We start from the raw sequence: 14,993 nt of genomic DNA on the forward strand, positions 1-14,993 counted from the left end.
ACGGCTTGGGGTTCTCCCGCCGCCGGTCCACATGGGCGCAAGGGCCAATCCTCAGCGTCCAAGGAAGGGGTGGTGCATGTCAGAATCCGCACAGAATACCGGCCGTTCCAAGCTCAAGGTGGGCTCCGAGGAGTTCGAATACTACCGGATCAGCGATCTGCCGGGAATCGGCCACCTGCCCTATAGTCTGCGCATCTTGGCTGAGAATCTGCTGCGCCACCAGAACGGGACCACGGTGACCCGGGACCAGCTGGATAGGCTTCTGGCCTGGGACCCCAAGGCCCAGCCCGACAGAGAGATCCAGTTCACCCCTGCCCGAGTGCTTATGCAGGACTTCACCGGCGTACCCTGCATGGTCGACTTGGCCACCATGCGCGATGCCGTCAAGGCCATGGGTGACGATCCCTCACTGGTCAACCCGCTCATCCCCGCGCAGATGGTCATCGACCACTCCGTCCAGGTGGACAGCTCGGGCGCGCCCGGCGCCCTGGAACACAACATGGACCTGGAATACCAGCGCAATAGTGAGCGTTACCGCTTCTTACGCTGGAGTCAGCAGGCCTTCAGGAACTTCCGCGTGGTGCCTCCGGGCACCGGCATCATTCACCAGGTCAACCTGGAGTACCTGGCCCAGGTGGTCATGCGCAGGGACAGGACCCGGGGGAAAAACCCAGCCTTGGTCTACCCGGACTCCTGCGTCGGCACTGATTCCCACACCACCATGGTCAACGGCCTGGGCGTGCTGGGCTGGGGCGTGGGCGGCATTGAGGCCGAGGCGGCCATGCTGGGCCAGCCTATCTCCATGCTGGTGCCCCAGGTCTTAGGCTTCAAGCTGACCGGATCCATCCCCGAGGGAGTCACCGCCACCGACGTGGTGCTGACTGTGACCCAGATGCTGCGCGAGGTGGGCGTGGTGGGCCGGTTCGTGGAGTTCCATGGCAAGGGACTGGCCCAGGTCCCCTTGGCCAACCGGGCCACCCTGGGCAACATGAGCCCCGAGTTCGGCTCCACCTGCGCCATCTTTCCTATTGACCAAGTTACCCTGGACTACCTGCGTCTGACCGGTCGCAGCGACGACCATGTGCGCCTGGTGGAGGCCTATGCCAAGGCCAACGGCCTGTGGATGGATCCGGACGATGCTGACTGCCTCGAACCTGAGTATTCCCAGGTGCTGGAACTGGATCTGTCCACAGTGCGTCCGTCCATTGCCGGTCCCCGGCGGCCCCAGGACCGCATCCTGCTGGACCAGGCCCAGAAGACCTACCAACGGGATCTGAAGGACTACAGCGGCCAGGGGAGGGACAGCGAGCCTGTGCCGGTCAGGAAGGCTGACGGCAGCGAGTTCAGCCTGCGCGACGGGGACGTGGTCATTGCGGCCATCACCTCCTGCACCAACACCTCGAACCCTTCAGTCATGGTGGCTGCCGGACTGCTGGCCCGCCAGGCGCGTGCCCGTGGACTGCGACCCAAGCCCTGGGTCAAGACGTCGCTGGCTCCTGGATCCCAGGTGGTGACGGATTACCTGAATCGGACCGGCCTGAGCGAGGACCTGGACGCCTTGGGCTTCGAGCTGGTCGGCTACGGGTGCACAACCTGCATCGGCAACTCCGGTCCCCTGGATCCGGCCATCCACCAGGCCATCGCCGATCATGATCTGACGGTGACGGCCGTGCTTTCGGGCAACAGGAACTTCGAGGGGCGCATCAGCCCTGATGTGAAGATGAACTATCTGGCCTCGCCGCCCCTGGTGGTGGCATACGCCCTGGCCGGCACCATGGACTTCGACCCCTGGCACGACCCTCTGGGCCGGGACAGCCAAGGCAGCCCGGTCATGCTGGCGGACATCTGGCCCTCCCAGGAGGCCATCGAGTCCGTGGTGGGCACCGCCCTCGACCGGGATATGTACCTGCACGACTATGCAGACGTCTTCGGCGGGGACGAGCGCTGGCGGAAACTGGATGTGCCGGAGGGAGAGCTCTTCCACTGGGATCAGGATTCCACCTACATCCGTCGCCAAACCTTCTTCGACGGCATGAAGGCCCAGCCCGACCCCTTGGAGGACATTCATGGAGCTAGGGTGCTGGCCCTGCTGGGGGATTCGGTCACCACCGACCACATTTCACCCGCAGGGGCTATCAAGGCTGACGCTCCGGCTGGTCGCTACCTGCAGGAACACGGCATAGCCCCCAGGGATTTCAACTCCTATGGCTCTCGGCGTGGCAACCACGAGGTCATGGTCCGAGGCACTTTCGGCAACATTCGTCTGCGCAACCAGCTGCTTGCCTCGGTGGGATTGGGCGTGCGCCCAGGAGGATTCACTTACGACTTCCTGAACGGTCAGGAGACGACCATCTTCGAGGCGGCGCAGGACTATGCCGGGCAGGGCACGCCCTTGGTGGTACTGGCCGGCAGCGAGTACGGCACGGGCTCCTCAAGAGACTGGGCGGCCAAGGGCACCCGGATGCTGGGCGTAAGGGCTGTGATCGCCAGGTCCTTCGAGCGCATCCACCGCAGTAACCTGATCGGCATGGGTGTGCTGCCGCTGGAGTTTCCTGCAGGTCAGTCGGCCCAGAGCCTGGGGCTGGACGGTCAGGAGACCTATGATCTGATCGGCGTCGATGCCCTGAACAGCTCCCTGCCCGAGCAGGTCCAGGTGCGGGCTCAGCGGCCTGACGGCAGCAGGGTGGAGTTTGCGGCCAAGGTGCGCATTGACACCCCTGGCGAGGCCGAATACTACCGCAACGGCGGCATCCTGCAGTACGTGCTGCGTGGTCTGCTGGCCAGGGCCGACCAGGCGGCCTGAAGAAGATACGAAAATCCCCCGCCTCAACGCTTTTGATTAATTTCGGAAGCGCTAGGGGTGGGGGATTTCTTTGTCAGTTGCGGTCGCCAAGCAGATTCAGGATGTAGAGGAAGAGATTGACGAAGTCCAGGTAGAGGTTGAGAGCGCAGAGGATCGAGACCCGCTTGATGGCTTCCGGCCCCTGGCTGCGGTAGGCGGCGAAGATGACCCTGGTCTGCTGGGCATCGTACATGGTAAGCCCGGCGAAGAGGATGATGCCAATGGCCGAAACCACGCGCAGGGCCGTGTTGGACGGGGCCAGGAAGAGCATGACCGCCTGGACCAGGATCAGCATGAGCAGGCCGACCATGAAGACGGAACCCAGGCTCAGCATGTTGCGCCGCGTGGTCAGTCCCAGCATGCTGAGGACGAAGAAGAAGCCTGCGCTGATCACCAAGGTCAGCATGATGGATGGCAGGGAGTAGGTTATGAAGATAGTGCTCAGGGTGAAGCCCATCAGAGCCGCATACACGTAGAACATGACTCGGGCGGTGGAAGTGCGTATGCGCATGATCCGGGCGCTCAGGACCATGGCGAAGACCACCTGGACCACGGCCATGCCGATCCAGCCCAGGGCGCCTGTGGCCTGCATGAAAGCCAGGAGCAGTCCGGTCCGGGCAGTCAGGTAGGCCGTCAGGGCAGTGACCAGCAGGCCGACGGCCATCTCCGCATAGGCGCGCGACATGGAGACCCGCTCCGCCTTTTCAAAGCTGTATGCTGCGTTCGTATCGATGGGCGAGCTCATGCCGTAGGGCTGACCGCCCTGCATGGTCGGCATCGGCTGCTGCGTGTACTGACTGTATGGGGCCTGCGGCCCCGGGTTCCCGTTGAATGCCATCTGCTGCTCCTTTGTCATTGCCGCCTGTGGCGGATGGTCATCTTGTTCAAGTATACATGGCGGGTTTAGCGTTATACAGGGTGTTTGCTCTGACTGGAAACAGGCTGGAATTGCTGCTATGGCGGGCTGGTCGCATACCCCCTGTTTTTGTCAGTAGGTTGTCCGTCCTGGCAATGCTTGTCATTGGCTCAAATGCATAAACTATGGCGCAAACCAGCCGTCTTACCTGCAACCCCGCCCCACAACACCACCCAGCCGATAAACAACGCACAAGAAGTGATTGTGCGAGGAGAGCCTACACGACAGCCGCTAATCAATACATGCCGTGATCAGGTGCTGCTTCCATCTTGTCTTGCGGATAGAATGAGCACACAATACGTCTCGGCCTGAGATTGGCCAACAAGGAGCATGCCCATATGACCGGAAACGTCACCGACACCGCCATCACCCTCAACAATGGGGTCAGCATTCCTCAGCTGGGGCTTGGGGTCTTTCAAACCCCCGACGGCGAGGCCACCAGCCAGGCCGTCACCTGGGCCCTGCAGTCGGGCTATCGCCACATCGACACCGCCATGATATACGGCAACGAGCAGTCCGTGGGGGAGGGTCTGCGCCGCTCTGGGGTTGACAGGAGGGATGTCTTCCTGACCACCAAGCTCTGGAACGACGACATTCGCGCAGGACGAGCCAAAGAGGCCTTCAAGGAGAGCTTGGACCGGCTGGGCGTGGACTATCTGGACCTCTATCTGATCCACTGGCCCGCCAAGGGCTGGCAGCAGGCCTGGGAGGACATGGAGGAGCTCTATACGCAGCGGCGGGTGAGGGCCATCGGGGTCTGCAACTTCCAGAAGCACCACCTGGACGAGCTGCACACCATCAGCGGCACCAAGCCGGCGGTCGACCAGATCGAGTCTTCGCCCCAGTTCGTCAACGGCGACCTGATCGATTATTGCCATGGCATCCTGCGTGTGGATGTGGAGGCCTACAGTCCCTTGGGTGGCACCGGCGGCAACCTGCTGGCTGATCCCAGGCTCAGGGCCATCGCCGAGCGCTACGACCGCTCCCCGGCACAGATCGTGCTGCGCTGGCACCTTCAGCGCGGGGTGATCGTCATTCCCAAGTCCACCCACAAGGAGCGGATCGAGCAGAACGCGCAAGTCTTCGACTTTGAGCTGAACGAGGATGACATGAAGACCATCACCGCGTTGAACAGAGACGAGCGCACTGGCGCGGACCCCGACAACTTCGACTTCTAGGGGATAGCGATGCGGGAGGAGGCCCGACCTTGCAAGCGGTGCCTCCTCCCGGTGACCCGTCGGGAAGCTCCAACCTTCCGCCTGACCCGAATCCTATGGTCAATGATTTGACGGAATTCAGCTATTCAGCATTGCCGCTGATGGCATCGTCATCAGACTCCTGCTCCTGGGGCGAGCCTGAGATGTCGCGGTGGATCGACTGCATCTGCACCTCGATGTTCTGCAGGGAGCGGGCGCAGTCCAACAGGGTCTGTGAGTGCTCGGCCAGGCGGGCGTCGGGCAGGTCGGACTTGTAACGCAACTGGTGCTCCAGGGAGGCCCAGTAGTCCATGGCAATGGTGCGGAACTGCACCTCGACCGGCGTGTAGTGAGGGCCTGAGGTCAGGAAGACCGGCACGGCGTAGATGACGTGCAGGCTGCGGTAGCCATTCATCTTGGGATTGCGGATGTAATCCTTGACCCGCAGCACCTGAATGTCCGACTGGTCGGAAAGGTAGCGGGAGACCGAGTAGACGTCGTCCCGATAGTTGCAAATGACGCGCACGCCGGCCACGTCGAAGATGTGATCGCGCACCGAGGGGATGGTGACAGGCAGGTTCTTACGGTGCAGCTTGCCGATCAGAGAGTCCACGCTCTTGAGCCGGCGCTCCATGTGGTGTATGGGGTTGTGGCTGAAACGGACCTGGAATTCGGTGTCCAGCACATCCAGCTTGGTCGAAATCTCGTACATGGCCCCCTCGTAGGTCTGCATGAGATTGACGAATTCCGTTATCTCGTCGATGTCCAGCTTGGGGCGGTCATTCTCGTCCAGGTCGGACAGCCGCTGCTTCATCTCGGATGCGCTCATGGCACTGTTACGGTCGAGTATCACGCGAACCTCCCATGCCGACGTTCGTAACCATGACTCATGGTACGCACAGGTCACGATGGCTGCGGGACCCGGCCTGCGCATACAATCGTGGCTTATGGAAGCAGGCGAAGACATGAGCGTCACCGCTCAGCATAAGGACAGCAGGGGCGTCTACTATGTGCGGACTCTGGGCTGTCAGATGAACGAGCACGATTCTGAACGGATTGCCGGGGTGCTCCGGGCCCAAGGCTATCAGCAGGCCACGCCCGAGCAGGTCCGTGCGCGCGAGGTCGACGTGATGGTGCTCAACACCTGCGCTGTACGCGACAACGCCACCAAACGCATGTATGGGACCATCGGGCGCTGGCATAGGTTTAAGCAGCACAAGCCTGACACTCGCATCGCCGTAGGCGGCTGCATGGCTCAGAAGGACCGAGAGCGGATCGTGCGAGCGGCGCCCTGGGTTGATGCAGTCTTTGGTACCAGGGACATTGGCTCGCTGCCCGGTCTGCTGGACAAGGCCCGCGAGTATGGACAGCCCCAGGTGGGGGTTTCGAAGGAGCTCCGGGATCTGCCCGGTCGGCTGCCAGCGGTCAGGGCCTCGCGCTCGCAGGCCTGGGTGTCCATTTCGGTCGGCTGCAACAACACCTGCACCTTCTGCATCGTGCCATCGGTGCGCGGGCGGGAGCGAGACCGGTCCATGGACGACATCCTGCAGGAGGTTGAGGGCTGCGTGCGCTCCGGTGCCCGCCAGGTGACGCTGCTGGGGCAGAACGTCAACTCCTACGGCTGGGCCACGGGGGACCGCTACGCTTTTGCCCGGCTCCTGCGCGCCTGCGGCCGGGTGCCTGGGCTGGAGCGGGTCCGCTTCACCTCGCCCCATCCTGCGGCATTCACCGACGATGTGATTGCTGCCATGGCCGAGACGCCCACGGTCATGCACCAGCTGCACATGCCCCTGCAGTCTGGTTCCGACCGGATTCTGCGGGCCATGCGGCGCTCCTACCGGTCCCAGCGCTTTCTGGACATACTCGACAAAGTACGGGCCGCCATGCCCGATGCCCTGATCACCACCGATATTATCGTGGGGTTCCCCGGGGAGACCGAGGAGGATTTCCAGGCCACCATGGACGTAGTGCGCCGGGCGTGCTTCTCGTCGGCCTATATCTTCGAGTATTCGCCCCGTCCGGGCACTCCGGCCGCGCGCATGCCGCAGCTGCCCAAGGCCGTGGTCCAGGACAGGTTCGAGCGCCTGCAGGCCCTGCAGGAGTCCATCACCATGGATCACATGCAGGACTTCCTGGGCAGGCAGGTGGAGGTGCTGATCGGCGACGGGCACGGCCGACACGACGGCAGCACCCATCGGGTGACTGGCCATGAGCGCACCGGAGTGCTGGTCCATGTCGGTGCGCCCCATGGGATGCCTGCGCCAAAGCCTGGGGACCTGGTCACCTGCACCGTCACTCAAGCCGGGCCCCACTATCTGATCGCTGACCCGGATCCCCAGGCGGGGCAGGTCTATGACGTCCGCTGAGCAGGAGCAGCCTGCCGGTCAGGGACCTCGCATCGTCTCCATCGTGGGCCCCACTGCCTCGGGCAAGACCGCCCTGGGAGTGGCTCTGGCGCAGGCTCTCCAGGCACGCGGGCAAAGGGCTCATATCATCAATGCCGATGCCTACCAGATGTACCGGGGGATGGATGTGGGGACAGCCAAGCCTTCGGTCCAGGAGCGGCAGGCGGTGGTCCACCACCTGATCGACATCATCGAGCCGGAGGAGGCCATGAGCGTGGCCCGCTTCCAGGCCATGGCCCGGTCCTTGATAGCCGACCTGCGGGCGCAGAAGATTCGCCCCATTCTGGTCGGCGGCTCCGGGCTCTATACTCGGGCGGTCATCGATGATCTGTCTTTCCCTGGCACCGATCCGGCGGTCAGGGCCAGGCTGGAGGAGCGGGCCCAGGAGGAGGGCCCCGGGCTGCTCTTCCGCGAGCTGCAGGAGCGCGATCCGGAGGCTGCGGCCAGGATGGATCCTAGGAATGTGCGACGAACCGTGCGGGCTCTGGAGGTCATGAACATCACCGGACGGCCATATTCGGCCAGTCTGCCTCGATACCGCTACCTGTTGCCCGCCCTGCAGCTGGGCCTGGATCTGCCTCGGGAGGAACTGGACAGCAGGATCGACCAGCGAACCCAGGCCATGCGCGACCAAGGACTGGTCGATGAGGTGAGAGGGCTGCAGAACCGTCTGGGGACCACGGCTGCCCGCGCCCTGGGATATCAGCAGATTCTTGACTATCTGGAAGGCCGCACCGACCTGGTTTCAGCCTTCGAGCTGATAGCGCAGAAGACCAAGCGTCTGGCCCGCAAGCAGATGGGCTGGTTCGGCCGGGATCCGCGCATCCACTGGCTGAATGCCCTGGCTCCGGACCTGGCTGAGCAGGCCCTGAGCCTGGTGGACCAGGCCGACCAAGGCCGCTTCGACCAGGCGGACGCTCAGGTCGACCAGACGGACCAGGGGAGGGTGACCAGACACCATCTGGGTGCCCTTTGACTTCAAGTACTTGAAGTTCCTAAGCTGGACGGATATGACCTCTATCACGCAGCCCCAGGCTGAAACCCAGACCGCCCAGGAATCCGGACCCTGGTACAGCATTCGCCAAGCCTCGCTCATGTCCGGGATGCCGGAGACCACCCTGCGCTACTACGAGACCATCGGCATCATTCCGCCCATCACCAGGGATCCATCAAGCGGACATCGTTGCTACAGCCAGGAGGATCTGGACCTGCTGGAGACCATCTCCTGCCTGAGCGCCACGGGCATGTCCCTGGAGCACATGCGAGAGTACCTGGGCAACCGGGCGGGGGGAGCCGAGGCTGCTGGACGGCAGATCGATCTCCTGAACGAGCAAGGACGGCGGTTGGACCAGCGGATGGCCGATCTGCGTGCACGGAAGCGGTATGTAAGGCTCAAGATCGAATACTGGGGGCACATCCGGGACCACGATCAGACTGGTGCAACCCGCCTGATCAATCAAAGCGCCCAGATTATCGAGGCTGCCAAGCGCAGCGGCAACGAACGGCTCGCAGGCTGAGACTGCCGGAATTGCTGGGTGGCGTATCGACTCAGTGGGCTGGACCCTGGTCCCATCCGGCGATCAGAAATATTCTGGTTGGGTTGACCGGGCGGACCATACCCGCGATCAGAGCTCGCAGCTCATCGGTATTGCCCAGTAGCGCTCGGTGGATGGCTCGGCGGTGGGCACCCGGATCAGCCCGTCCCCAGTCCAGGTCCCAGCCTGCATCGTGGGACAGGCGCGACAGGAAAATGCGCAGGGTCATGTCGTCACAGTCGGCGAAGGGGTGCAGGTAGGAGAGCTCATCGTAGAAATGGGCCAGGCTATCCACGAAGACCGGGCGGTCCAGGCTAACCAGGTTGTGTTTGGCCGCCAGCTCTTGGCTAATGGCCGCAGCACCATGCTCCAGCATCGACGCCGGATATAGGCTGGCGCCGCCGTCCGGTTGAGTTCGGCGCAGCATTCGCCCTTCCGGCAGGCTGGGCAGCAGTCGGCGGTGGATGGCTTTCAGCTCGTCAAGATCGCCCTCGGGCGCCCATGGCCGCTCGCAGACCAGGATGGTCCGCAGAAACAGGGCATCTGTATGGGCATTCCCATGACTGGTCTGGGCCTCTAAGTGTTGAGCCTGGTCAGACAGCTCCTCGGCTACCGCTCTGCCCGCCACGAAGTCGTTCGCCGCTTCAAGAATCGAAGAACCGGGCTGACAGTAATCCAGAAACAGGTTGCGCAGGGCGAAGGCCACGGCGCTCTGGCGTTCGGCTGGTGTCATGTCAACGATGCTAGCCCTGGCAGCCCCCGTCTGAAAGTGTTGTGCATGCTGACCCTGCGAGCCCGATGCGGACCGGGGTTCTGGGTAGGCTGAAAGGGTTATGACACGTAAGCAGCAAGCAGACGCACATCGTCGCGGCCGGACCGCATCCAAAGGCGGCCAGGACTCGGAACCTTTCTGGCACAAGGCCTTGCTGGCCTTGCCTCGGGGCTTGGGATCCCTGGTGCGTGGCGTGGCCGGCAAGAAGGGCGACGACTCCGCCTACCGCAAGGATGGGTTCTGCTTCGTTCTGGTCATCCTGGCCGTGCTCTTCTGTGCCAGCGAGTGGTTCCGAGTCGACGGCTTCCTGGGGCGTGGACTGCATGTCTTGGCTGCGGGCGTTCTGGGACGATGCAGCATCATCCTGCCGGTGGTCCTGCTTTTTGCAGCTTTCCGGCTGGTCTGCTACACCGGGCGCGAGGCGGGCAACCTGCCTGTGGTGGGCGGCCTCTTGGTGGTGCTCTGGTCGGTCTGTTCCATTCTGGACGTGCTTATGGCCTCGGACTATCGCGGCTTCGATATGACGGCCATTATTGATTCAGGCGGACTTCTTGGGTTCGCCTTGGGTTCGCCCCTGGCCTGGGGGCTGTCCAAGGTCTTTGCGGTCATCATCTTCGTCCTTGTGGCCATTTTCGGCCTCTTCATCACCTTTAGATTCCACATGAGCGACTTTGTGGCTTCGATGCAGGGCAAGAGGACTCATGCTTCCAGTTCGGCGCAGACTGCCCCCAACGAGGTCAGGCTGGGGGATGACACCCTGCCTCTGGCACCAGGCGTGCCCACCCATCAGGAGCCGGAGCAGGAGGAAGCTCAGAACTCCGGTAGGAGCGGGGTGGTCGGCTGGTTCAGTCGGTTGCTGCATGGCCGCATCGGCAAGGACACGGATACCCGCCTTGAGCGTTATGAGGCTGACGAGCCCTTTTCCCAGGCGGCTTCTCTGGAGGGAGCTGGCCAAGGTGATCAGTCGCAAGCGTCCACGCAGGCCTTGCCTGAGGTGGAGGCTCCGGCTACGGCAGCCCTCATGGATGCCAGAGAGCAGGAGCATCCCAGGGTTGACCCGGCCGCCTTGTCCGGAGTAGGGGCTTCGGATCCATGGGCCGCTGCCGCTGCTGCAGCCGACACCGTGCAGATGGAGGCCCAGCCCGCTCCTGGAGCAGGTGCCGCCGCCAATGGTCAGGCTGCAGATCAGACGACTGGAGCCCAGGGTGCCGGTGCGTCAGGCTCCTCTGGTGACCGTCAGGTGGACGAGAGCCGTCCCTATGTGCTGCCCAGCACGGACCTGCTGGTCAAGGGCAAGCCCCACGCAGTCAGAACCTCGGCCAATGATGCGGTGATTAAAGCCCTGCAATCAACCTTCCAGCAGTTTGACGTGGATGCCAAGGTGGTGGGCTTCCTGCGCGGCCCCTCGGTCACCCAGTACGAGGTGGAGCTGGGTCCGGGAGTCAAGGTGGAGAAGGTCACCAACCTTCAGCGCAACATTGCCTACGCGGTGGCCAGTTCGGATGTGCGCATCCTTTCGCCCATCCCCGGCAAGTCGGCCATCGGCATCGAAATCCCCAATGTGGACCGCGAGATTGTCCACCTGGGCGACGTGCTGCGCTCCGACAAGGCCAAGCAGGACGACAACCCCATGATGACCGCCGTGGGCAAGGACGTGGAAGGCCATTATGTGACCGCTGACCTGACCAAGATGCCCCACTTGTTGGTGGCAGGTGCTACGGGTTCGGGCAAGTCCAGCTTCATCAACTCCATGCTGGTCTCGCTGATCATGCGGGCCACCCCGGATCAGGTTCGTCTGATCATGGTGGATCCCAAGCGCGTGGAGCTGAGCGCCTACGCCGGCATTCCCCACCTGCTCACGCCCATCATCACCGAGCCCAAGAAGGCCGCCCAGGCCCTGGAGTGGGTGGTCAAGGAGATGGACGCCCGCTATGACGATCTGCAGTTCTTCGGATTTCGGCACATCAAGGACTTCAACAAGGCCGTGCTGGAGGGCAAGGTTCATGCTCCGGCCGGCTCCAATCGCAAGGTGGCCCCTTACCCCTACCTGGTCGTGGTGGTCGACGAGATGGCCGATCTGATGATGGTGGCCAAGAACGATGTGGAGAGCTCCATCCAGCGGATCACCCAGCTGGCACGTGCCGCCGGCGTCCACCTGGTACTGGCCACCCAGAGGCCCTCGGTGGATGTGGTCACCGGTCTGATCAAGGCCAACATCCCATCCAGATTGGCATTCGCCACATCGTCTTCCACTGATTCCAGGGTCATCCTGGATGCCACTGGCGCTGAGACCCTGATCGGTCAGGGCGATGCCCTCTTCCTGCCCATGGGTCAGGCCAAGCCCACCCGTGTCCAGGGGGCATGGGTTTCCGAGTCCGAGATCCGCAAGGCAGTGGATTATGTGCGCACCCAGCGCAAGCCACACTACCGTGAGGACATCGAGCAGATGGCTGACAAGGCCGACCATAAGAACGAGATCCAGGAGGAGATCGGCGACGACATGGACGAGCTGCTCCAGGCGGCCGAGCTGGTGGTGACCACCCAGTTCGGATCCACCTCCATGCTCCAGCGCAAGCTGCGTGTGGGCTTCGCCAGGGCAGGAAGGCTGATGGATCTGCTGGAGTCAAGGGGGATCGTAGGGCCATCGGAGGGTTCCAAGGCCCGCGAGGTGCTCATTCAGCCGCCGCAGCTGCAGCAGGCTCTGGCCTTCATCCGCGGCGATGCCTCCTCCATGGACCCTGTCCCGGATCAGGGCTCAGCCTCCGCGGATGGGCAAGCGCAGGGCTGAACATCGGTCCAAAAAGCTTGGCTTGGTCTACCGTTATGATGACATTGCCGCCCGGCATGTATTGTTGGACGGCCCGAGCGCACGAGAATCGCGTATAAGGAGTGGCAATGCAGGAGCATGCCGAGTCAGAGACCGGTCGTGAGAGGCGCAGGCTTCTCGAAGGATGGAACTCACCCCCAAACCTGGTCACCTACACCCGTATCCTCCTGGTCCTGGTCTTTATCGCCTTGGATCTGATGGCCGGTCCCTGGGGCGAGCGCAGGCCTGGCATGCGGTGGACCGCCGCCGTGCTCTTCATTTTCGCGGCCTCGACCGACAAGCTGGACGGATGGCTGGCCCGCCGGTACAACCAGGTGACCGAACTGGGCAAGCTCATGGACCCCATTGCCGACAAGCTGCTGATCTGCTCGGCACTCATTGTTGCATCCGTCTTCGGCGAGCTCTGGTGGTGGGTCACCCTGCTCTTCCTGGTGAGGGAACTGGGCATTACCCTGCTGCGTGTCCTGGTCATCAACAAGCAGGGACGGGTCATCGCCGCCTCCCGGGCTGGCAAGTACAAGACCCTGTTTGAGTGCATCGGCCTGGGCATGCTCATGGTGCCCCTGTCTCCGGTCTGGCCCTGGTACCTGGTGACCGCCCGCGTGGTCATACTGGTGGCCTTGGCCCTCTGCCTATACTCGGGTGCGGAATACCTGATAGGGATGCGGCGATGATCGGCAAAAGCGTGCAGGGCCGTTGCGACGACCTGGCTGGACGGATCATCGACACCTGCCGTGATTCGGGCCTGCTGCTGGCGGCCGCTGAATCGCTGACCGGAGGACTGCTGGCTGATGCCTTTGTCAGAGTTCCCGGCGCATCAGACGTCTTTCTCGGGTCGGCCGTCACTTACGACATAGCTGCCAAGGCCGCCATCCTCAAGGTGGATCAGGATCTGCTGGCCACTCAGGGCGCAGTCCATCCGCGGGTCGCCCAGGAGATGGCTGAAGGCACTGCCAGGCTCTACACCAGGCCGGGGCACGAGGATACGGTCATCGGCATGGCCACTACCGGTGTAGCCGGGCCAGGCCCGGACGGGGATGATCCGGCCGGACTGGTCTACATTGGTCTGGCTCTGCCCGTACGAGTGACAGGGAGACGCTCAGAGACCGGCCTCCAGGCTCATGCCTACCGTACCTATGCCTATGAGCTGCATCTGGACGGGGACCGCGAACAGGTGCGCCGGGGTACGGTCATGCGGATTCTCGACCAGCTGGATCGGGCCCTGTACTCGAGGGTCTGACTGTAGCCTTGCAGACTGAGGCAAAGTGGCGGCTGTATATATCCTTGCCCCTTTTCTTTTATTTATGTGATCTTGGTCACAAAATGGGTCTCTCGGGTTCCTCCCCTGGAATAATTCACCGGCTCGACTGTTGGTCACTGTGTAAATCGTTGAACAAGATATATGGCGAAAGGGGCTGCTATGGCCAGCACCGAGACCGTGATGACTCGAACAAACGATATGTATGATGTCAAGCCGGCCGCACCTGGAGTGGAGCGCAATGCGCGGGTTCGTGATCTGACGCCTGCTCAGCGTCGCGCCGTCGTCTTCGCTCAGCAGCAGGTAATCCGGGCCAAGGCCGCTAAGAAGGCCAAGGAGGAGCGCCAGGCCAACCTGAACAAGATGTGGATGGAGGAAGACGGCGTGGAGTCCAGCCGTCAGCGTGCAGCATCCACCAGCGACGGCCGGGCCATCACCCATACTGTCTCCCTGCGTGAGGCCTTGGGCCACGTGCTGCGTGAGCTGAGGACCAATGATCATAAGACCTTGCGCGAGGTCAGTGAAAAGGCTGGTGTGTCCTTGGGCTATCTGTCCGAGGTGGAGCGTGGCCAGAAGGAAGCTAGCTCCGAACTGTTAAGCTCAATCGCCGACGCGTTGGGCCTGGGTGTGCCGCAGACTCTGCGGATGGTGGCCGACTACCTGGAGTCGGCTCAGGAGTAAATATAATCGGTCCAGCTGGTTGGCTCGGCGGACCATTCTGGAGGGCGTCCGGTTCCTAGGAACCAGGCGCCCTCTTCTGCTGACGGTCTGCTGCCAACGGTTTTTGTCGATTGGTCTCTGCCCATGGTTGTCGATTGGCGGTTGTCGGTTAATTCCATGAGTTGGTTGCTGTCGAATGGTTGCCGTTGCAGAAAGGTTGTGACAGGGTGGGTCTTGGACGAAAGGTGATGCCGAGTGCGTGAGCGGGAGTTCTGGCAGCTGCTGGAGGAGGTCTTCGGCCGGGTCTACGGACGCAGTCTGGCTCGCGACCAAAGGCTGACCGACTTGGATGATATGACCGTGGTGGAGGCCCTGGATGCGGGTGTGGAGCCACGCGTGGTCTGGAACGTGCTCTGCGATCAGATGGAGATTCCCGATTCCAGGCGTTGGGGGAGGGACCACAATGCGCCGCCCATGCCTGCAGCCTGATGCATGTTGTATTCCCCGCGGATTTACCGCTCGTTCCAGGCAATTTTCGAACATTTGTTCGCATGGTCGGGTATACTGATGCCCATGGTCCGG

General features: G+C 62.6%; 13 protein-coding genes. 10 read left to right on the forward strand and 3 right to left on the reverse strand.

Going from position 1 to position 14,993, the window contains the following annotated elements:
• The first annotated feature begins 76 nt into the window (after positions 1–76).
• Positions 77–2,803, forward strand: coding sequence for an aconitate hydratase AcnA (gene acnA, locus ACUIAD_RS05555; protein ID WP_445343017.1), 2,727 nt, complete (start codon positions 77–79; stop codon positions 2,801–2,803).
• Positions 2,804–2,876: 73 nt separating this feature from the next.
• Here acnA and ACUIAD_RS05560 read toward each other — a convergent pair whose 3' ends face one another.
• Positions 2,877–3,680 (reverse strand): Bax inhibitor-1/YccA family protein, encoded by an 804-nt coding sequence (locus ACUIAD_RS05560; protein WP_445343018.1) that lies wholly within the window; start codon positions 3,678–3,680, stop codon positions 2,877–2,879.
• A 416-nt stretch (positions 3,681–4,096) separates the two neighbouring features.
• Here ACUIAD_RS05560 and ACUIAD_RS05565 point away from each other — a divergent pair, with 416 nt between their 5' ends.
• The gene (locus ACUIAD_RS05565; RefSeq protein ID WP_445343019.1) at positions 4,097–4,936 is read left to right on the forward strand and encodes an aldo/keto reductase; all 840 of its coding nucleotides are present in this window, start codon (positions 4,097–4,099) and stop codon (positions 4,934–4,936) included.
• A 121-nt stretch (positions 4,937–5,057) separates the two neighbouring features.
• Here ACUIAD_RS05565 and ACUIAD_RS05570 read toward each other — a convergent pair whose 3' ends face one another.
• Complete coding sequence (locus ACUIAD_RS05570) at positions 5,058–5,768, reverse strand: GTP pyrophosphokinase (RefSeq protein WP_258333156.1); 711 nt, start codon at positions 5,766–5,768, stop codon at positions 5,058–5,060.
• A 151-nt stretch (positions 5,769–5,919) separates the two neighbouring features.
• Between ACUIAD_RS05570 and miaB the strand changes: the two genes are divergently transcribed.
• From miaB to ACUIAD_RS05585, 3 genes are read left to right on the forward strand one after another with little or no spacing between them, the layout of a single operon-like run.
• Entirely contained in the window at positions 5,920–7,320 is a 1,401-nt protein-coding gene (miaB, locus tag ACUIAD_RS05575) for a tRNA (N6-isopentenyl adenosine(37)-C2)-methylthiotransferase MiaB (protein WP_445343020.1), read from the forward strand.
• Positions 7,307–8,335, forward strand: coding sequence for a tRNA (adenosine(37)-N6)-dimethylallyltransferase MiaA (gene miaA / locus ACUIAD_RS05580; RefSeq protein WP_445343021.1), 1,029 nt, complete (start codon positions 7,307–7,309; stop codon positions 8,333–8,335). The genes miaB and miaA overlap by 14 nt, the downstream gene beginning before the upstream one ends.
• A 34-nt stretch (positions 8,336–8,369) precedes the next feature.
• Positions 8,370–8,876, forward strand: coding sequence for a MerR family transcriptional regulator (locus tag ACUIAD_RS05585; protein WP_445343022.1), 507 nt, complete (start codon positions 8,370–8,372; stop codon positions 8,874–8,876).
• 31 nt (positions 8,877–8,907) lie between these two features.
• Here ACUIAD_RS05585 and ACUIAD_RS05590 read toward each other — a convergent pair whose 3' ends face one another.
• The gene (locus ACUIAD_RS05590) at positions 8,908–9,627 is read right to left on the reverse strand and encodes a Fic family protein (RefSeq protein WP_445343023.1); all 720 of its coding nucleotides are present in this window, start codon (positions 9,625–9,627) and stop codon (positions 8,908–8,910) included.
• Positions 9,628–9,727: 100 nt separating this feature from the next.
• Here ACUIAD_RS05590 and ACUIAD_RS05595 point away from each other — a divergent pair, with 100 nt between their 5' ends.
• The 5 genes from ACUIAD_RS05595 to ACUIAD_RS05615 all read left to right on the forward strand — a co-directional run bounded on the left by ACUIAD_RS05595 (position 9,728) and on the right by ACUIAD_RS05615 (position 14,900).
• Positions 9,728–12,454: a DNA translocase FtsK gene (locus tag ACUIAD_RS05595; RefSeq protein WP_445343024.1), complete on the forward strand. Its 2,727-nt coding sequence runs from the start codon at positions 9,728–9,730 to the stop codon at positions 12,452–12,454.
• 107 nt (positions 12,455–12,561) lie between these two features.
• The gene (gene pgsA / locus ACUIAD_RS05600; RefSeq protein ID WP_445343025.1) at positions 12,562–13,167 is read left to right on the forward strand and encodes a CDP-diacylglycerol--glycerol-3-phosphate 3-phosphatidyltransferase; all 606 of its coding nucleotides are present in this window, start codon (positions 12,562–12,564) and stop codon (positions 13,165–13,167) included.
• A complete protein-coding gene (locus ACUIAD_RS05605; protein ID WP_110451938.1) occupies positions 13,164–13,733 on the forward strand; it encodes a CinA family protein in 570 nt (189 codons plus the stop codon). The genes pgsA and ACUIAD_RS05605 overlap by 4 nt, the downstream gene beginning before the upstream one ends.
• A 180-nt stretch (positions 13,734–13,913) precedes the next feature.
• The gene (locus ACUIAD_RS05610; RefSeq protein ID WP_445343026.1) at positions 13,914–14,432 is read left to right on the forward strand and encodes a helix-turn-helix domain-containing protein; all 519 of its coding nucleotides are present in this window, start codon (positions 13,914–13,916) and stop codon (positions 14,430–14,432) included.
• Positions 14,433–14,666: 234 nt separating this feature from the next.
• The gene (locus ACUIAD_RS05615; protein ID WP_110451939.1) at positions 14,667–14,900 is read left to right on the forward strand and encodes a DUF3046 domain-containing protein; all 234 of its coding nucleotides are present in this window, start codon (positions 14,667–14,669) and stop codon (positions 14,898–14,900) included.
• Positions 14,901–14,993: the final 93 nt, after the last annotated feature.

It is taken from the genome of Bifidobacterium sp. ESL0819, from assembly GCF_052606245.1.